Below are 18,606 nucleotides of genomic sequence, written 5' to 3'. Positions count from 1 at the left end.
GAAAAGGAATGGATCAAGTTGAGTTTCAATATATTCAAACAAACGACATAAGGCTCCATACGGCAATGGCTGGTCCTGAAGATGGCCCACTGCTGGTTCTGCTGCATGGATTTCCTGAGTTTTGGTATGGTTGGAAAAATCAAATCCTCCCCCTGGCTGAGGCGGGGTATCGTGTCGTTGTTCCTGATCAAAGGGGGTACCATCTGAGTGACAAACCGGAAGGAGTCGAATCATACGTCTTAGACAAATTAAGAGATGATATCGTGGGATTAATTAAGGCGCTGAGCCCAAATCAAAAGGCTATTGTCGGCGGACATGATTGGGGCGGAGCGGTTGCTTGGCACCTTGCTTCAACCCGTTCTCAATATGTAGAGAAATTAATCATCGTCAACATGCCGCATCCTCGTGTGATGATGAAGGTCCTTCCGTTTTATCCGCCGCAGTGGAAGAAGAGCTCTTATATCGCGTTCTTTCAGCTTCCAAATGTACCAGAGGCAGCCCTTCAAGAAAATCACTTTCAAAGACTGGATGAAGCCATTGGACTGTCTGCTAGACCTCATCTGTTCACGAAGGAAGATGTCTCAAGCTATAAGCTGGCATGGACGCAGCCTGGAGCCATTACGTCCATGTTGAATTGGTATCGAGCGATTAAAAAAGGCGGCTTTGAAAAACCGATTTCCAAACGAATTCTCGTGCCTGTCCGAATGATTTGGGGAATGGAGGACAAATTTCTAAGCAGAAAGCTCGCAAAAGAAACGATCAAGATTTGCCCAAATGGACAACTGATTTTTGTTGATGATGCGACTCATTGGATCAATCATGAGAAACCAGATGTCGTGAACAAGCTCATTCTCGAATTTTTAGCATAAAGGAAAAAGCTCTGATCATATGACCAGAGCTTATTTGTTTTATCCGATTTGATTCTTTTTCAAGGAAACAGGTTCGTCGTCCCAGCATTCAATCTCTTCATTGTTTGGAACGGCATTTTTATAGAAAACAGGATCTTTGCCTTCTTTTTTCTGTCTCATGTAATCCTTCAGTGCTGCAAAGGCGACTTTGGACAACATGGTAATGGCAATGAGGTTGACGATGACCATGAGACCCATGAATAAGTCGGCTAGACCCCAAACGAGAGGAACAGTCGCAACAGCTCCGAAAAGAACCATGCCAATGACAGCAACACGATAGATGTTGAGCCAAATTTTATTCGCTCCCAAGAACTCAATGTTCGTTTCACCATAGTAATAGTTACCAATTAACGTACTAAAAGCGAATAAGAAAATCATGATCGCCAGGAATCCAGAAGCCCAAGGCCCAATGTGCTGGCTTAATGAAGCCTGAGTTAGCTCAATTCCTTGCAGGTTGGTTGTTTTATACGCATCAGAGAACAAGACAAGAAAGGCTGTACTTGTACAAATAATTAACGTATCTGTTAATACACCAAATGCTTGGATTAATCCTTGTTTGACTGGGTGGCTCGTGACAGCAGTTGCTGCTGCGTTAGGCGCACTACCCATACCGGCTTCGTTTGAGAAGAGACCGCGTTTAATCCCTTGTAACAATGCTCCACCTAGTGTACCGCCGGCAAACTGTTCAAATCCGAAAGCATGCTTCACAATCGTACTGATGACACCTGGCAGTTCAGTAATATTTGTGACAATCACAAAGAAAGCAATCCCGATGTAAGCAACGGCAAGGACAACGACAATATATTCAGATGCTTTTGCAATCGCTTGGATACCTTTAAAAATAATGGCGGCAAAAATAACAGCCATAATGATGCCGACAGTTAGGCGATCTAGACCAAAAGAGTTTTGAAAAGCAACTGTGATGGTATTTGATTGCACTGCGTTAAAGACAATCCCAAAAGAGATCGTGATCAGAATGGCAAATAAAATCCCCATCCAGCGCTTGTTTAACCCTTTTTCCATGTAATAAGCAGGTCCCCCGCGGAATCCTGTTTTATCTTTGACTTTATACACTTGAGCTAATGTACTTTCAACAAAGCTTGAGGCAGAACCGATAATCGCGACGATCCACATCCAGAAGATTGCACCAGGTCCACCGATCGCAATAGCGATGGCAATCCCTGTGATATTCCCTGTTCCTACACGTGCTGCCATACTGATGGCAAATGCTTGGAACGGTGAGATTCCCTCTTTTTCTTTTCTTCCTTCTTTTAGAACACGCAGCATTTCTTTCAGCATTCTAACTTGCAGGAAGCGTGATCTATATGTGAAGTAGACCCCTACTCCAAGTAACAGAGCAATGACAAGATAAGTCCAAATAAAATCATTTGTAGTTGTTAAATAAGATAGCAAAGCTTTTTCGTTCATAACATCACCTCTTCGAATTCATCACTGTTCTTTTTAAAAAATACTGAGATCCCACTCTTTGGCGAGTTTCTTCAGCATCATGACACCGGTAATACTATTTCCACAATCGTCAATGGCAGGACCATAAATGCCGATCCCGCAGCCTGTCTGAAATGGGAATTCTCTTCTTGCGCTTGGCGGAACGCAAGCCATGATTCCTCCAGACACACCACTTTTGGCTGGAACACCTACGAATGCAGCAAAATTACCAGACGCATTGTACATGCCGCATGTCAGCATCAATGCCTTTGTTAGTCTTGCGATATCTTTTGGGATGACTTGGACTTGTTTAAAGGGATGGTAGCCATCACTTGATATAACCAGTCCAATCAAGGCGATGTCCTCTGTTGTAACCTCAATGGAACATTGCTTTAAATACACTTCTAACGTGTCCTCGACATCTGATTCTAAGTAATTGGTTTCTTTTAAATAATAAGCAAGTGCCCGGTTGCGATGTGCCGTTGCCCATTCTGATTGATAAACCTCTTCATTAACAGAAGGACGCTTACCTATTAAGTTTTCGATTAAATCGAAAATATATGCTAGCTTTTCTGTAGAAGTCTTTCCAGGAAGGATGGAGGATACGGTAATAGCTCCAGCATTAATCATTGGATTAAAGGGCTTCCCTGGTTTATGCATCTCAAGGCGGTAGATGGAATTAAATGCATCACCAGTTGGCTCTACATCTACCCGATCCAAGACGTACGGAACGCCTCTTCCTAAACAGGCAGCTATAAAGCTGATGACTTTTGAGATACTTTGCAGGGTAAAGGGAACGTCCCAATCACCATAACGTACAGATGATCCATCTGGGCCTATCACGCTGATACCAAGTTGAGAGGAATTTACTTTTCCGAGTGCTGGAATGTAGCCAGCGTTCTGCCCGTTTTTGTAATACGGACGTATTTCTTCTGCCCATTGATCAACAGAAGACTGGCATGCGTGTTGTGTATTATTAGAAATTGCTGTTTTCATACGATTCCTCCAATCAAAAATCAAAAAGTACCCTATTGAATTGGCGGATGACAAAAAATGCGATCAAATAGGCACGAAAACATGTTACACATCTTCAAAGAACTTGTCATGCGCTGCTTGTACCACTCCTTTACACCTAAATATATGTTCAAATGAAGGCTTTGGCGGCGAAACAACAAAAAGGGTTTTTAGTGAAAATTCAGAAAACGCTTACATATAGTTTCACTAAAATTGTTCATTCAATTTATCTTGGAAACTACACAATCTGACGAAAATCTACAGAAAAACTTACAAATAAAAATCAGTCTGCATGTAATTGTCTAAACAATTCCCATTATTGTAGACAATCTCCAAATCGTAGAATAGCTGAAAGGTCACCATGCCTTCTCGGAGAATAGTCATAAAAAATGATTTTGAAGAGAGAAGTAGCCGTGAAAATAATTTTTTTGCTCATTGTGAAGCAAAGAGTCTCCTTGTATACTGTGGCTATGTAAACAGGGGAAGGGATGTCAGTCATTTGAGTTTAAACCAGCTTGTCAAAAAAGACGCATTTATTTTGATTTTTATGATCGTCATTGTGCCGCTTGCGGGAGAGCTGAAGTTTTATCCTGTGAATGAAACATTTCGTATTAGTTTTGGGGCACCTGCGTTTTTCTTTTGCTTATTACTTTTAAGAAAATCAAGACCATTGCTGCCAGGGTTTTTAACAGGCGCAGCCATTGTCCTATTTCGGGTAGGTTTAGATCTTATTCAGCAAAAAGCTGATCTGGCTCTGTCATTTTATCAGCAGTTTCCGAGCTTCTTTTTTTACTTTACTTATGCTTTTCTTTTCTTTGTTGTCCGTACAGGCCGTTTCAAGCAGCGTTCCATTTTTATTGGGCTGATCGGACTGATGATTGAACTGCTTGCTGATTTTGTTGAGCTGTTTGTACAATTTTTAGTGTTTGATACAACCATGACTTTCTCAAAGCTGAGTGATATGATCCTCATTGCATTTGCTCACAGCTTCGTGGTCATCAGCTTTTTTAATATGATGAGGCTGTATGAGGCACAATCAAGAGAGAAACAAATCATGAAGCAAAATGAGCATATGATGATGGTCATTTCAAATTTATATGAGGAAACAGTTCATCTAAAGAAAACGCTAAATCATACAGAGCACATAACGCAAGAATCCTATCGGCTCTATCGTCTGCTGAATGAACATGAGGCAGGAAAGAAAGTGAGTCAGGAGCTGCTGAAGCTTGCAGGGGAAATACATGAAGTTAAAAAGGACAATCAGCGTATATACGCTGGGCTTTCAAAGCTGATTTCAAAGGAAAACATGCAAGATTATATGAGGGCAGAGGATCTTGTTCAAATCGTGATTCGCATTCAAGAGAAATATGCGCTATCTCTCGGGAAGAACATTTCCTTTACATCTGATATAAAAGGCATTCACTTGCATGAGTATCATGTGTTCATTTTCTTATCGCTGATTAATAATTTAATGGCAAATGCAGTTGAAGCAATCAAGGATGATGGAGCCATCTCACTCGTATTAAAAGGCAGTCATGATAAAATAGAGATTCGGGTTGAGGATGATGGACCGGGTATTCCTGAGAAATTGAGAGAGATTGTATTTGATCCTGGATATACCTCGAAATTTGATGCATATGGAACACCGTCAACTGGGATTGGCTTATCCTATGTGAGAGAGCTGGTTCAAGAGCTGGACGGTCAAATCCAGATTGAGCAGAAAGAAACGAAAGGAACAGCTTTTCTGCTTGTCCTTCCGATAAAAAATTTAATACAGAGAGGGTGAGTGTATGCGATTTTTCATTGCAGATGATGATCGTGCAATACGCTCGATTTTAGGTCAGATCATTGAGGATGAGGATCTAGGAGAGGTCGTGGATGAAGCTGATGACGGCATTGGATTAGAAGCGCATTCATTGAACCTGAAAAAAGTAGACATCCTTCTGATTGATCTTTTAATGCCAGCTAGAGACGGCATTCAAACCATACGTCATATTCACCCTGAATTCAAAGGAAAGGTCATCATGATATCTCAAGTAGAAGCAAAAGAGATGATGGCAGAAGCCTATGAACTTGGAATTGAATATTATATTCATAAACCCGTCAATCGAATTGAGATTGTCAGTGTCATTCGAAAGGTCATGGAGCGGATCAAGCTCGAAAAATCAATTTACGATATTCAAGCTTCTCTTCGGCATGTGCTGCCATTAGAGCCAGTGATTTCTCATGAGACAGGTACTGGATCAAAGCGAAGAACGATGAAAGAGGCAGGGGAATTCCTCCTATCTGAATTAGGAATTGTCGGAGAGAGTGGCTCTAAGGATTTACTAGAGATATTGATCTACTTACATGAAACGCAGACAGCCAATTCTCATGAGGTGAATTTTCCGCCATTAAAGCAGCTATTTATCAAAACGGCGGAACGAAAGCTTGGTCGTGGTGCGGTGGATGTGGAAGTGATGCGGGAAGTGAAAGCAGCAGAGCAGCGAATTAGACGAGCCATCCATCATTCCTTAAATCATTTCGCATCACTTGGGCTCACAGATTTTTCAAATCCTAAATTTGAGCACTATGCGTCGAAGTTTTTTGATTTCACTGATGTCAGCCAAAGGATGAAAGAAATGCAGAAGACTTCTTCATCTGCAGGGTCAACAGGCAGAGTCAATACGAAAAAGTTTGTGCAAATCTTTTATTTTGAAGCAAAGCAGCTATTCGAAGGGATGAGCTGAGGGAAATCTATTGGAATGATTGGAGAAAATAAACAGAGACAGAGTGCTTTTGACTATGAGCCGCCTTGCTCTTTTAGACGTCTTTGTTATTTATCTGATCATTCTGATTTTTCTTTTTTCTTGAAAATAAAACTCTCCTGTGCAATCGTTTGTTAAAATAGTGAGGTTAGACTAGAATGTCGGAGGTTTTATTTTGGGAAAAATTAAACGAAATGCGCTCTGCCCATGCGGAAGCGGAAAAAAATATAAACATTGCTGTGGTCAAAAGTCAGGCGGAGAACAAACGTCTGAGCTTGTGTTTAAAGAAGCTGTACAAGTTCAAAAGGATTTAATGAATTATGCGTTCTCTAAGCATCAGAGAGCGATCAATCAATTCATTAATGAGTTTTCTTTCCTAGCAGATATGGATAAAGAAACGCAACAAATCTCAGTCTTTCATTTGAGTGTATGGGGCATTTTCTTCCGCCCATTAACAGATAAGAAAGAGACTATCTTCCAAGAATTCCTGACAAAAAAAGCAGAAGATATTACCCGTCCTAAAACAAGACAAGTGGTTGAATCTTGGACAGACATGGAGCCATCTTTGCTTTTATTAAATGAAAAAACGGACGAGTCTCTTTACTTTGAGAATATGGTGACAGCTGAGAAGGTTGAAGTTGATGTGAAGCCGGATCAAACCGTGCTGCCAGAGAAAGGTAGTCTTGTTCTAGGTTTCCCTGTTCAGTTTGAAGAAAAAGCAGAGTTTTTCATTCAATATACGATGTTCGCGAAAGAGTTTACTGATACGCTTCTTCTTCAGGTTCGCCAGCTCGTTGAAGCACATGAGGCAAACGGAGGAGCACGTAGTACATTTATGAGAGAAGCCTTCCCTGAAGTGCTGAAGTGTATGTTTGCGAAGCAAGAAGTTGAAGAAACAGAAGCGCCTGCTCAAACAGAAGGAAGTACAGTAGGACTATCAGCAGATCGGATGGACTGGGCGAGTGACGTTCAGCTGGAAACAGCCAAGCTGATTGAAGACGGGATGAAAGAGCACGGTGACCAAAGCCTGACAGATGGCGCTTTAACAGTTTGGAAAGCTTACTGTGATCAGAAAGCACCTGTGATCCGGAAAGCGGCGTCATTTGCTGCGGGAATCGAATATTATATTCATTCACTTGCAAGCGATGCCCCGCTTTCTCAAGCACAAGTTGCTAAAAAGTATGGCATTAGTGCGTCTACTGTATCGAGCCGATTTAAAGACATTGAAAAAGCGGTCAAAGAAGAGCAAGAGACGACTGTATCATAGCATGAAAAAAGACGCGGCACCTTTCAAGGAGCCAGCGTCTTTTTTTCATCATCTTGTTTTAATAAAACCACTCATGTATTGCTCTGTATTATAATCATTGAGGTCAATTTTCCACTGACCATCTCCGTTACGTTTCATTTTCACTTCATACTCAGCAGGGCTTGAGACTGGAGGAAGCTTTTCAAACTCAGATGCGTACATATTCAAGCTTTTCTTATACAATTCTTCTTTCGAACGGATTTTGCCGTTGTAAAACTCATCTCTTTGTTTGTCTAGTTTGTCTTTTAAGTTAGAAGCATCAATACCGGTTACTTGAGCGACAACCTTCGCTTCGTCATCTGAGATGGTTTTCACACTTGTTTCCACTTTCGCTTTATCCTTCATTGTATTTTGCATGCGTTTGTACATGGATAAAATATCGCGGTCACTGACTTCGTTTCCATATATGCCTGCACTTCTCTTGAAGTCTTTCACAAACATTTCGTGATATTTATTAACGACATCTGATTGATTGTCACCTGTTAATTCTGAGAATTGATCATTCTTTTTGTCAAAAACAATGAGATCTGTATAAGCAGATAGTGCTTTTGCTGGGTTATCTAGCTTTTTCGCTGTATCTAGTATCTTTTCGCCATCTAGTTCAATTTCGATCGAATCGCTGTTTTTCTTGATGCTATCTTGGTACACGAACTGATATTTTTTGCCTTTATCTACTAGGAAATAAAGCGCTCCTGATAGTGATTTCCCTTTGTTCAATGACCCAAGATCAAGGCGGTCTTTACTGCCGTAGAATTTTAAATCAGAGACTTTGGCATCGTCCTGATAAAGGGTGAAATCAGAGTTATATAGTGAAAGGGCTTTGTCACCTTTGTTGGTGATCGTCAGGTTGACTTTTAACACCAATTCATTGTCTCGCAAGGTAGTTGTTGAGTCTTCTGGTAACGTATATTCGTAGCTATTCACTTTTACCTCTGCTGTTTTTGTTGATTTTTGGTCAGCCTTTGTTGATTTTGCTGAGCTCTGGCAGGCTGCAGAGATGATCATCACGAATGAAATCATGAGGAGTGCACTTATTTTTTTAAGATTCACAGTTGATGCTCCTTTGCTTTTCTTTCGTCATTTTCTTCCCGCTATCTGAATGAGAAAAAAGAAACAGATAGAATGGTATATTCGGGTGTTAAAGGGGAAAATCTCCTAATGACGATTTGCACTATTCATTCTATCGAATTTCATTCGTGATGAGGAATAGGTTTTAGTCCCTATCTTTGATAGATTTTTACACAAATACCTATAAAAAACGGAATTTAATAAGTAGAATATACTAGTTAATAAGAATTAATTTATCTATTTATCATGAGTTTTAAATGTTTTGTGTGTAAAAATCTTGAAACGGAGGTAGTTTTCATTTCAAAAGATGTGTTAGGATTCACATCGCAAAACTTTTCGTTTAAGTATATCTTCATCATACGAATCTGTTTCTTTCAAAGCGTCCACCTTCAGATTGATTTTCAGAGAGCAGAATACTTGAATGTTGAAAATGATTCATGGGAAAATAAGGATGATTAAGCAGATAAGGGAGATGAGCTTTTGAAAAAAGTAACGCTTGGACGAACTGATTTACAGGTGAATCCGATAGGGCTTGGAACAAATGCAGTAGGTGGCCATAATTTATTCCCGAATCTGAGTGAAGATGCAGGGCGGGAGCTAGTAGAAACTGCTCTTGATCATGGTGTCAATTTCTTAGATTCTGCTTTTATTTATGGGCTGGGCCGTTCAGAAGAATTGATTGGCGAGATCATTGCCAAAAGAGGCGGCAGAGACGAACTGGTTCTTGCGACAAAAGGGGCTCATAAAGAAGTAAACGGACAAATCGAACTGGACAATAGCCGTGATTTCTTAAGACAGCAGGTCGAAGACAGCCTGAAGAGGTTGCAAACCGATTATATTGATTTGTACTATATGCATTTCCCAGATGGCCGCACGCCGCTGGATGAAGTGGCAGGTACTTTAAAGGAATTGAAGGATGAGGGGAAAATCCGGGCAATTGGGGCATCAAACCTTGATTTTGAACAGCTTCAAACCTTTAATCGAGATGGATACCTAGACGTGCTTCAATCAGAGTATTCTCTGCTGAAACGTCAGGCCGAGCAAGACCTTCTCCCATACTGCGTGGAGCATGGGATTTCCTTTATCCCTTATTTTCCATTGGCGTCAGGCCTGTTGACTGGGAAGTTTACAAAGGATGCGACATTTGATGATATTCGAGCAAAGGACCCGCTTTTCCAAGGCGATGCTTTCCTTCAAAACCTCGAAAAAGTAGACAAACTGAAGGCCATTGCGCAATCAAAACATGCCGAAACAGCCCATGTAGCGCTGGCATGGCTGTTGGCGCAGGCTGGCATTGATGCCATTATTCCTGGTGCAAAACGAGCCGAGCAAGTCTTACAAAACTTGAAAACAAACGATGTTCAATTAACAAAAGAAGAAATCAACGAAATCGATCAGATCTTTTCTTAACATAAAAAATAAGGTGCCAAGTAGCACCTTATTTTTTATGCCATTGTGAGAGGAATCTTGATCACGAGCCTCAGGTTTGGAGAACGATACGTAAAATCAAGCGTGCCGTCTGCCTTTTCAACAAGCTGATGAATGATATAAGTACCCATACCTTGATGATCACCGCCTTTTGTCGAGCGGCCAAACGTCTTGAACAGATGATCTAATATGTGTTTTTCCATGCCCTTAGTACTGTTTTCACAATGAATCAAAAAGAGCCCGCTCCGGATGGAAGTCGTGATCGAGATGCTTCCCTCGTTCCCAGCTTGCTTCGCTTCAATGGCGGCATCTAATGCGTTATCAAGCAGGTTGCCAGTAAAACTCACCTGATCCGCCTTAGAAAAAGGAAGAGAAGAAAAGGGTGCTTGAAGATCTAGTGAAAGGGCAATGTCCTCTTTTTCAGCCCGCTGGAAAAAGGAATGAAGGGTAGAAGCCAAATAAGCATTTTCCCCTTTGATCCAAGGGAAATGTTTCACGTATTGCTGAATCAAATCTTTGATCTCATGCTCGTCATTCGATGCGGAAAAGGCATTTAAATGTCTAGCTGTTTCATGGTGTTTACTTCGCAGCTCAAGCAGCAAGTCATTGGTTCTCGACTCAGCATGAATCAGCTCTTGAAGCCGTCCATTTAATCGTTGCTCCGCTTGCATCACCTTGAAGGAAAGGAGATCGGCTGTCAAAATGATGATGACAGTTAAAAGATGGCTTAGTCCATTTCCGTGCGTGAGAAAAAGTGAAATGCCTGAACAGGTGATGAGCACAAAAGCGCCTAATATCACGTAACCACTGATACCTAGCCAAAACCTTTTGTAAATGAAAAAGGTGTAAAGGCACATGATGCAAAAGGTCAGAAGCCACACCATGCTTGATGACAAAGGCAGAACAGCTTTAGCAGCAGCTTGAACTGCAAGACCGAGCCAGATGAGCGTATATATGCGAAATCCAAGATAGAAAGCGTTCACGTTCGTTCTCCTTAAAAGTAGTATTTCTTAAAGTATTCTAATTGCTGCTTCGTCATCATGGCTTTTTTATCAGTCCCTTCAAAAGACACGATAAATGAATTTTTGGCATACGCCGAAAAGTTCTTAATGTAATGAATATTGATGATAAACGAGCGGTGGGAGCGGATAAAGTCTTTCTCAGCTAAATCACCTTTTAACTCGTTGAGAGTTTGGTATGTTTGAATATCTCCTGTTGTTGTGACAATGGTCGTCGACCTGCCAGTACGTTCAACAAAGATGACATCCTTTTTTTGCAGTACATGGATATTTGATTGCTGCTTGATGAGAAGCCGTCCGTGAATGCTTTTCTCCTGCTTGGTGGACATGTAGCGCTCTAAGGATTTGGCGATTCGATCAGCTTGATAAGGCTTCATAATATAATCATGGACATTCAAATCAAAGGCATGGACAGCATACCCACTGTTTCCCGTCACAAATACAACATCCACATTCAGTGCATGAGAGTGAATAAGGTCTGCTAATTCATAGCCTGACATGCCAGGCATCTCAATGTCTGCAAACAATAGATCAATGTCGCCCTGTTTGACCTTCTCATATGCCTCCTCCGCTGACTGCGTCACAAAAACGATGTCAACGGCATCCATTCTGCCGACAATGGCATGCAGCTTTTCTAAATCCACTCGGTAATCATCGACAAGACCTACTTTTATCATAAAAATCACCTATGACTCTTCTTATTATTTGTCTATTTTACCATTTGTTTTTTAAAATGGATCATTTCAAGACAGAAAAAGGACGTTTCGCGACATTTTTATGTCAGACAGGCGGTATTTTTTCTATCATAGACGTAGATAGTCGAAAGGGGCGAACCAAATGATTACTCTCAGCGATTGTAGTTGCTGGTTTACAGATAAGAAAAAAGTCGTAAAGGCGATGAAACATATGACATTCTCCGTGAAGGAAGGAGAAGTCGTCGGCATCTTAGGAGAAAATGGAGCGGGGAAAACCACATTACTACGCGCCGTTGCCACATTATTAGAACCTACGCACGGATCAGTCACTGTCGCAGGCTTTGATACAGTCAAAGAAGCAACTGAAGTGAAGAAGCGAATTGGGGTCTTATTTGGCGGTGAGACGGGACTTTATGACCGTTTGACGGCTCGTGAAAACCTTGAATACTTTGGGAAATTATATGGCTTAGATCAGCATGAAATCAAAGCAAGAATTGAGGATTTAGCAAAGCGATTCGGGATGAGGCAGTACATGGATCGCAAGGTAAAAGGATTTTCAAGAGGGATGAAGCAAAAGGTGGCGATTGCCAGAACATTGATTCATGACCCTGACATTATTTTGTTTGACGAACCGACAACAGGTTTAGATATCACATCGAGTAATATTTTCAGAGAGTTTATTCATCAGTTGAAACAGCAAAATAAAACGATTCTATTTTCAAGCCACATCATGGAAGAAGTCAGCCTGCTTTGTGACAGTGTCATGATGATTCATCAAGGGGAGCTCGTGTACAAAGGAACGCTTCCAGAATTATATGCACAGGAACAAAGTGAAGACTTGAATTACATCTTTATGTCGAAGCTCGCAAGGGGGAATGCATAATGTGGAAAACCGTCTTTTTAAAAGAAATGACAGATTCGCTCAGAGACAGGAAAACGTTGCTCTTAACAGTGTTGATCCCTCTTTTGACGATGCTCGGACTCGTGTTTTTCTACGAAAGCATGATCGCTGATCCAGGCGATAAAACGTATACAGTCGCAATCAATGAAAAGCTTCCGTCCGATATGAATGACATGATCAAAGAAGTGAAAAACCTGAAACTTGAAACATTTGATGACCCGCAGCAAGCCGTTAAAGACGGTGAGGCAAATGCTTATCTAGAAATACCAAAAGATGCAGGCGATATGCTTCAGCATCAAACATCGTTTGCCATTAAAGTCCATGGGTATCCAACAGATGATGATTCAGTGATTGCGGTTCAAATGCTGCAATCATTGCTGGAACAATATCAAAATCAAGTCGTAGAAAAGCGTTTGGCACAGGATCAGATCAAATCGTCAGTGATTCATCCGTTTGAGGTGCAATCGGTTGATGTGCAAGAAGGAGAGGACGGGGATGGAGAAAACGGGGTGACCACCATGCTGCTGTCGATTCTCCTTCCAATGATTTTAGTGACGTCTGTGATCTCAGGTGCTTTGCCAGCTGCGCTTGATATCGTAGCAGGTGAAAAGGATAGAAAGTCAATTGAAGCTTTATTCCTGACACCGGCCAGCAGACTTCAGCTTTTAATTGGAAAATGGCTAGCTGTTTCTATGTTTGGTATATTAAGTGGCATTGTGGCGATTGGCATGCTGCTGCTCTCTACATTGCTCTTTACAGAAAAACTGAAACAAGCGCTGAACTTCGGAGATCAAGTGTGGAGCATCATCGGCGTTATGTTAGCGGCATTAATTATCTTCTCATTCATGGTATCCATGATTGAACTGCTGCTCAGTGTCGTTTCAAGCTCAGTGAAAGAAGCACAATCGTACATGTCCATGATCATTACACTAGGTGTGATTCCGATGTTTTTCACCATGAGAGCAGGCGCTACGCAGCTAGATACGTATTATTTTGCGATCCCATTCCTTAATATTCACGCACTATGCAAGCAATTGATGTTTGGCATCGTTGACCCGATGTCAATTGCCCTGACGCTCGGCTCCTCGGCGCTGACAGTGATGATCTTGTTTGTCATCGTGAGAAGTTTGTTTATGAAAGAGAAATGGATGCTTGCGAAATAAAGAAACGCCCTCTATGATAGAGGGCGTTTTTAAGTGAATGCCGATCACCGTATGTTTTAGTCTAGGAAGCCGAATTGACCCAAGTTCTCTAAATAAAATTGAAAATACTCGTCATGAATATCAACTGGATATTCTTCTAACTCATTTTCAATAAGTGCACCTACAATTAAAGCATTTATATACCTATCAAGCTTTTCGCAACTAGCTCTTACGGTAAATTCTGAAACATATACTCCATCTTTACTTTCTAAAATAATATCAATTCTTCTACCTTCTAGTTCATCAAGCAATAAGTGATTATAATCCCATTCTTTTACTCTTTTAGGTTTTAGCGGATGAAGCCGATTATGAAGTACTTGTTCACGATGATCCTTTTTTTCCTCATTCGAAAACAATTGAATCAATATACTCGGATCATCAATGACAAAACATTTATATATCTTAGTATATTCAAAGTGATCATCATTTACTAAATCTAAAATCTTTGTTTTTGAAAATTCTCTAGCTTTAAATTTAGACGTTATCATCTCAACGACTTGTTCTTTAGTAAAAGTCAATTGACCTTTTTTATATAAATACTGTTTATATAGCTTTTCGTAATGATACATGATTCACCTCTATTTACTATTTAACAGGACATCCTTAGAAAGCATGAGCTTTTGGAGTCCTTTTATAGGGATGCCAGTGATAATAATACCCTTTTTGGGGCTTATTTTTGTATTTATCTACTTCTTTAAATCGTTTACCTTTTGTATTAGCTCCAGCTGTAATACTTCTTGTCTGTCGCTAACCAGATGATAAATTATAACAAAAAACCCCCGGGAACCGGGGGTTTTTCTTTAGTTCTTGATGAACTTTTCAACCAACGAGCTTGTTTTGTAGTCGTTCAAATCAAGTTTCCATTGGTCGATATCGTTTTTCTTCATGTTCACTTCTACTGTTTCTTCAGAAGATGATGGTCCTAATTTTTTAAATTCATCTGGATAGATAGAAAGTAGATATTTCTGTGCATCATCATAAGATGCTGTACGGTTTTTGCTGTAGAATTCAGTTGCTTTTTCTTTTAAACGATCGACAAGCGGGCTTGCATCAATTGGTGTAAGTGTCACAGTCACGACAGCTTTATCACCGCTGATTGATTTTGTTTTCGTTGATACTTTTGATTTTTCAGCTAATGTTTCTTTCACAGCTTTTAGAAGCTTATCAAGGTTTTCGTCTTTTGCTGAGCTAGATGAAATACCAGAAGAAGAAATGTAGCCTTGTTTGAATGATTTATCAAATTCGTTTACGACAGTTGATTTGTTATCACCTGTTAGTTTTTCGAAATCGTCATTTTTCTTACCAAAGATCATGACATCAATATAAGAAGAAAGGGCTTTTGCAGACGCTTGAAGTGTATCTGCCTTTTTCATCAAGTCTTTTCCTTTAATATCGAATTCTAGTGTTTTGTCATCTTTTTTCGATCCAGTACCAGGCTCTGTGTAAACCAATTGATAGTCTTTTTCTTTATCAACCACAAAGAAAAGACCACCTTTTGATACTTTACCTGCATTTAGAGAGCTTGAAGATAATACTTCGTTGTAGTCATCAGGAGAGATGGTAGACACCTGAGCGTCATCTTGGTAAAGCGTAAAGTTGCTTTTATCCACATTCAATGGTTCTTTGCTGATGTTTTTTACAGATACATTCACTTTTAGGACATATTGATCATCCTGAACAGATGTATCGTATTGAGGTGGTAAAGTGTACTCAGCACTTTCTACTTTTACTTCAGCTGCATCAAGGGATTTTTTTGTATCGCTTTCTTTCGCAGCAGTTTTGTCTTTTCCACCACTACAAGCAGCAGCGACAACAGTTACACACAAAATCAGAAGAAACAGGGATAATTTCTTTTTAAACATGAGATGTTTTCCTCCTCGGGTTTTATGGTGAATTTCATTGGAAAGCTTTAGTTCATATCGTTCTTTTTGCACAAAAAGAAAAATACTGTATGTTTTTTACTGTAGAATGAAGCGAAAGTACTGTCAATACCTCAGTGCGTTCGAAAGGTTCATCCACTTCAAGTAGTAAAAATGACACTATGTTGAGAGGAGAAATGTGTATTTTATTGTTTGAAATCTCCTGTAAAAACTCAACATTTTATATTTTAAGGTTTTGAGTCGGATTATTGAATAGGTTCAAATGACTGTTTTTGAAGAAGATGTAGCAAATAGAAGGATTTTTATGACTTGTAAATGAGTCGTTAGTAATGAATATTTTTTCCTGTGATGTGTATGATCACTAGGTTTGTGTGTTGTTGACATAGAGACACTTGTCCAGCGAAATGTTGAGGTATTTAGACAGGCTCTCGACACGGAATGTGTCTTTTCCCTTCAAAATGGCAGTCATCTACACAGAAACCCTACATAAAATAAAAGAGAAATGAATGGGAGGTGGATGTATGGCAGTGGTAAGAGCGACAAGCTCTGATATTGATTTAATGGCCAGACTGCTGAGAGCCGAAGCGGAAGGTGAAGGGAAACAAGGGATGCTGCTTGTAGGAAATGTAGGCATCAATCGTTTGCGTGCCAACTGTTCTGACTTTAAAGGGCTGCGTACGATTCCACAAATGATTTATCAGGAGCATGCGTTTGAGGCAGTCACGCATGGCTATTTTTATCAGCGAGCACGAGAAAGTGAAAAGACACTTGCACGGAGGAACATTAATGGTGAACGATTTTGGCCTGCGAAATTCAGTCTTTGGTATTTCAAACCGCCTGGAAATTGTCCATCCACTTGGTACAATCAGCCGTTTGTGGCAAGGTATAAGTCACATTGCTTTTACCAGCCCACAGCTGAAACTTGCGAAAATGTTTATAACACCTTTTAGTTTGATGAACAGCACAATCCTTTGTATTCAAGAGGATTGTGTTTTTCTTTTTTTCAAAATGGGTAACCATTGTGTATCAACAAGATGAAGCACGTGATTGGAGGAAATGAAGATGTATCAAGATTTAAAAGGGAAAACAGCCATTGTGACAGGTTCTTCTAAAGGGATTGGACAAGCCATCGCCTTGAGGTTTGGACAAGAACAAATGAACGTGGTTGTGAATTATAAAGGTGATGAAGAGGGTGCTGAAGAAACAGTACAAGCCATCCAGCAGCATGGAGGTAGGGCGGTGAAAGTACACGCAGATGTCTCCAAAGAGGAAGGGATTCAGGCGTTAATGGATGCCGCGCTGGAGAATTTTAACGCACTAGATGTGTTCGTCAATAATTCGGGATTTAATGGTGAAGAAGCAATGCCGCATGAAATGACGTTGGAACAATGGCAAAAGGTCATTGATGTGAATATCACAGGCTCATTTTTAGGAGCAAAGGCAGCAATCGCCTATATGATGGAGCATGATGTGAAAGGATCAATCTTGAATATATCCAGTGTCCATCAAGAGATCCCGCGTCCGTTCAATGTTCATTACTGTACTTCTAAAGGAGGAATGAATATGATGACGAAGACGCTGGCTCTTGATTATGCCGAAGCGGGTATTCGGGTCAATGCGATTGCACCAGGTACGATGGCAACGGAATCAAATGACGACCTTCAAGATGAACAGAAAAAACAAAAGCAGCTTGAGAAAATTCCAATGAGAACGTTTGGCGAGCCAAAGGAGATTGGGTCCGCCGCTGCATTTCTCGTATCGAAAGAAGCGGCCTATATTACAGGTACTACATTATTTGTTGATGGAGGAATGACGCTTTATCCTTCTCAATTAAATGATGAATAATAGAAAAACATCCGCCCCATTAGCCGGCGGATGTTTTTTCTTTGTAGCGGTGTGCTGACTTTGCTGGTTTGCCGAGCAGCATAGGATACTTGCTCAAGAAAGAGATACATGGCACCATGAGCAGCAATGTACCGATCGTATAAAAGAGCGTCCAAGAAAGCTGCGTTGTATCAGAGATATTGATGCCTAGTCCGTAATAAACAAATGCCTTCATGATATCGATTCCGGCAAATTGCAGGACGAGAATCACAATGGAATGACGTCCGAGATACGTCAATATCGTGGACGTTTTCAATTTGAAGCTTAAATAAATGACAGCAGCTGAACCGAGCAGTGCACAAGCATAAAAAATGAATAGATCCCCATAGTCATTGACCCGCATATCAATTCGTGAATTAAAGCTTTGCATATATGCAGTCAGTACAAGCAGACCTGTACATAACAGAAGGGTAGGATCTGTTTTTAATTCCACAAACCATTGTTTTGCTAAAAATCCGATTGAATAAAACACAACAGCCGTTAACGCAACGTTGGCATTCCAAGGGAGACTCTGGTTTAACAATAGCGTGGAAGCATATCCGGCTCCGCCGCAAAGGACGGTCAGTAAAATCAATACAGCTGGTTTTCCTTTTGTCAGACGATGCATTAAGAAAAACAACATTTCCACTAAAAAGAGCGTCGTTAAAAACCAGATGGCTGGGTTATGCGTCAGTCTTGCTTCATCGGCATTTGAAATGAAAATTCCCGTAAATGGAACGAAGGGATCAATATCTGTTTGCCCCTTAAAGGCGAAAAATCGGGTCACCGTGAACCAGAAAACGTACGTAATAATGGAGAAATAGAGATAAGGTAAGAGCAAGCTTTTCGCTTTTTTCTGTATAAATGACATAGCAGGTTGTGAGGATGATCGAAACATCATACCTGATAGTAAAAAGAAGAGTGGCATATGAAAAGAATATATAAATTGCTTGAATGAATCAGGAATGGGTACATGTGCCATAACGACGAGCAGAATGCCGATTCCTTTAGCCGCATCCACCCAGTCGAGTCGCTTATTCAAGGCCAGTCATCTCCTTCCTTCTCAGCATTGTAAACCGTTACTTCATATGTACCTCTACTATATAAAAGGTACACCTACCATGCGTTT

Annotated in this window: 17 protein-coding genes; 9 read left to right on the top strand and 8 right to left on the bottom strand. The window is 40.5% G+C overall.

The features are described 5' to 3' along the window. The first annotated feature begins 8 nt into the window (after window positions 1–8). Complete coding sequence (locus M2369_RS09630) at window positions 9–869, top strand: alpha/beta fold hydrolase (RefSeq protein WP_259254087.1); 861 nt, start codon at window positions 9–11, stop codon at window positions 867–869. A gap of 39 nt (window positions 870–908) precedes the next feature. Here the strand turns inward: M2369_RS09630 and M2369_RS09625 are convergent, their stop codons facing one another. Together M2369_RS09625 and M2369_RS09620 are read right to left on the bottom strand one after the other, a co-directional pair. Further along, window positions 909–2,336, bottom strand: a complete 1,428-nt coding sequence (locus M2369_RS09625; protein WP_024719017.1) for an alanine/glycine:cation symporter family protein — start codon at window positions 2,334–2,336, stop codon at window positions 909–911. A 33-nt stretch (window positions 2,337–2,369) separates the two neighbouring features. After that, window positions 2,370–3,350: a glutaminase gene (locus tag M2369_RS09620; protein WP_047945838.1), complete on the bottom strand. Its 981-nt coding sequence runs from the start codon at window positions 3,348–3,350 to the stop codon at window positions 2,370–2,372. 517 nt (window positions 3,351–3,867) lie between these two features. Here M2369_RS09620 and M2369_RS09615 point away from each other — a divergent pair. The 3 genes from M2369_RS09615 to M2369_RS09605 all read left to right on the top strand — a co-directional run bounded on the left by M2369_RS09615 (window position 3,868) and on the right by M2369_RS09605 (window position 7,382). Continuing rightward, window positions 3,868–5,154: an ATP-binding protein gene (locus tag M2369_RS09615; protein ID WP_310503976.1), complete on the top strand. Its 1,287-nt coding sequence runs from the start codon at window positions 3,868–3,870 to the stop codon at window positions 5,152–5,154. 4 nt (window positions 5,155–5,158) lie between these two features. After that, complete coding sequence (locus M2369_RS09610) at window positions 5,159–6,097, top strand: response regulator (protein ID WP_041508188.1); 939 nt, start codon at window positions 5,159–5,161, stop codon at window positions 6,095–6,097. 193 nt (window positions 6,098–6,290) lie between these two features. Next, window positions 6,291–7,382 carry an SEC-C metal-binding domain-containing protein gene (locus tag M2369_RS09605; protein WP_024719014.1) on the top strand — a complete coding sequence of 364 codons (1,092 nt, stop codon included), beginning with the start codon at window positions 6,291–6,293 and terminating at the stop codon, window positions 7,380–7,382. Window positions 7,383–7,430: 48 nt separating this feature from the next. On the opposite strand, the gene M2369_RS09600 is transcribed toward M2369_RS09605, so the two are convergent. Continuing rightward, window positions 7,431–8,471, bottom strand: a complete 1,041-nt coding sequence (locus M2369_RS09600; protein WP_008342147.1) for a DUF4352 domain-containing protein — start codon at window positions 8,469–8,471, stop codon at window positions 7,431–7,433. A 498-nt stretch (window positions 8,472–8,969) separates the two neighbouring features. Between M2369_RS09600 and M2369_RS09595 the strand changes: the two genes are divergently transcribed. Beyond that, window positions 8,970–9,899, top strand: coding sequence for an aldo/keto reductase (locus M2369_RS09595; RefSeq protein WP_259254086.1), 930 nt, complete (start codon window positions 8,970–8,972; stop codon window positions 9,897–9,899). Between the two features lie 35 nt (window positions 9,900–9,934). Here M2369_RS09595 and M2369_RS09590 read toward each other — a convergent pair whose 3' ends face one another. Beyond that, on the bottom strand, window positions 9,935–10,900 hold the full coding sequence (locus M2369_RS09590) for a sensor histidine kinase (protein ID WP_259254085.1): 966 nt from the start codon (window positions 10,898–10,900) through the stop codon (window positions 9,935–9,937). An 11-nt stretch (window positions 10,901–10,911) separates the two neighbouring features. Next, window positions 10,912–11,613 (bottom strand): LytR/AlgR family response regulator transcription factor, encoded by a 702-nt coding sequence (locus M2369_RS09585; protein WP_135226913.1) that lies wholly within the window; start codon window positions 11,611–11,613, stop codon window positions 10,912–10,914. A 160-nt stretch (window positions 11,614–11,773) separates the two neighbouring features. On the opposite strand from M2369_RS09585, the gene M2369_RS09580 reads away from it, so the two are divergent. Both M2369_RS09580 and M2369_RS09575 read left to right on the top strand, forming a co-directional pair. Then, complete coding sequence (locus tag M2369_RS09580) at window positions 11,774–12,514, top strand: ATP-binding cassette domain-containing protein (protein WP_041508193.1); 741 nt, start codon at window positions 11,774–11,776, stop codon at window positions 12,512–12,514. Next, the gene (locus M2369_RS09575) at window positions 12,514–13,695 is read left to right on the top strand and encodes an ABC transporter permease (RefSeq protein ID WP_259254084.1); all 1,182 of its coding nucleotides are present in this window, start codon (window positions 12,514–12,516) and stop codon (window positions 13,693–13,695) included. The genes M2369_RS09580 and M2369_RS09575 overlap by 1 nt, the downstream gene beginning before the upstream one ends. Window positions 13,696–13,751: 56 nt before the next feature. Here M2369_RS09575 and M2369_RS09570 read toward each other — a convergent pair whose 3' ends face one another. Both M2369_RS09570 and M2369_RS09565 read right to left on the bottom strand, forming a co-directional pair. Further along, window positions 13,752–14,303: a hypothetical protein gene (locus tag M2369_RS09570; protein ID WP_259254083.1), complete on the bottom strand. Its 552-nt coding sequence runs from the start codon at window positions 14,301–14,303 to the stop codon at window positions 13,752–13,754. A 231-nt stretch (window positions 14,304–14,534) separates the two neighbouring features. Further along, entirely contained in the window at window positions 14,535–15,596 is a 1,062-nt protein-coding gene (locus M2369_RS09565) for a DUF4352 domain-containing protein (RefSeq protein ID WP_024719008.1), read from the bottom strand. A gap of 539 nt (window positions 15,597–16,135) precedes the next feature. Here M2369_RS09565 and M2369_RS09560 point away from each other — a divergent pair. Together M2369_RS09560 and M2369_RS09555 are read left to right on the top strand one after the other, a co-directional pair. Continuing rightward, window positions 16,136–16,564, top strand: coding sequence for a cell wall hydrolase (locus tag M2369_RS09560; RefSeq protein WP_008342138.1), 429 nt, complete (start codon window positions 16,136–16,138; stop codon window positions 16,562–16,564). A gap of 112 nt (window positions 16,565–16,676) precedes the next feature. After that, window positions 16,677–17,459, top strand: a complete 783-nt coding sequence (locus M2369_RS09555; protein WP_144679693.1) for a glucose 1-dehydrogenase — start codon at window positions 16,677–16,679, stop codon at window positions 17,457–17,459. Between the two features lie 19 nt (window positions 17,460–17,478). Here M2369_RS09555 and M2369_RS09550 read toward each other — a convergent pair whose 3' ends face one another. Further along, window positions 17,479–18,519 carry an acyltransferase family protein gene (locus M2369_RS09550; RefSeq protein ID WP_017366554.1) on the bottom strand — a complete coding sequence of 347 codons (1,041 nt, stop codon included), beginning with the start codon at window positions 18,517–18,519 and terminating at the stop codon, window positions 17,479–17,481. Between the last annotated feature and the right edge of the window lie 87 nt (window positions 18,520–18,606).

This window comes from Bacillus sp. JUb11, assembly GCF_024807925.1.
Taxonomy (GTDB): domain Bacteria; phylum Bacillota; class Bacilli; order Bacillales; family Bacillaceae; genus Bacillus; species Bacillus altitudinis.
This window is presented reverse-complemented; position numbering and strand designations above follow the sequence as displayed.

Coding starts and splice junctions, on each gene's coding strand:
- M2369_RS09630 (WP_259254087.1), top strand. CDS start 9: ATGGATCAAGTTGAGTTTCAATATATTCAAACAAACGACATAAGGCTC.
- M2369_RS09570 (WP_259254083.1), bottom strand. CDS start 14,303: ATGTATCATTACGAAAAGCTATATAAACAGTATTTATATAAAAAAGGT.
- M2369_RS09565 (WP_024719008.1), bottom strand. CDS start 15,596: ATGTTTAAAAAGAAATTATCCCTGTTTCTTCTGATTTTGTGTGTAACT.
- M2369_RS09625 (WP_024719017.1), bottom strand. CDS start 2,336: ATGAACGAAAAAGCTTTGCTATCTTATTTAACAACTACAAATGATTTT.
- M2369_RS09620 (WP_047945838.1), bottom strand. CDS start 3,350: ATGAAAACAGCAATTTCTAATAATACACAACACGCATGCCAGTCTTCT.
- M2369_RS09610 (WP_041508188.1), top strand. CDS start 5,159: ATGCGATTTTTCATTGCAGATGATGATCGTGCAATACGCTCGATTTTA.
- M2369_RS09575 (WP_259254084.1), top strand. CDS start 12,514: ATGTGGAAAACCGTCTTTTTAAAAGAAATGACAGATTCGCTCAGAGAC.
- M2369_RS09580 (WP_041508193.1), top strand. CDS start 11,774: ATGATTACTCTCAGCGATTGTAGTTGCTGGTTTACAGATAAGAAAAAA.
- M2369_RS09555 (WP_144679693.1), top strand. CDS start 16,677: ATGTATCAAGATTTAAAAGGGAAAACAGCCATTGTGACAGGTTCTTCT.
- M2369_RS09560 (WP_008342138.1), top strand. CDS start 16,136: ATGGCAGTGGTAAGAGCGACAAGCTCTGATATTGATTTAATGGCCAGA.
- M2369_RS09585 (WP_135226913.1), bottom strand. CDS start 11,613: ATGATAAAAGTAGGTCTTGTCGATGATTACCGAGTGGATTTAGAAAAG.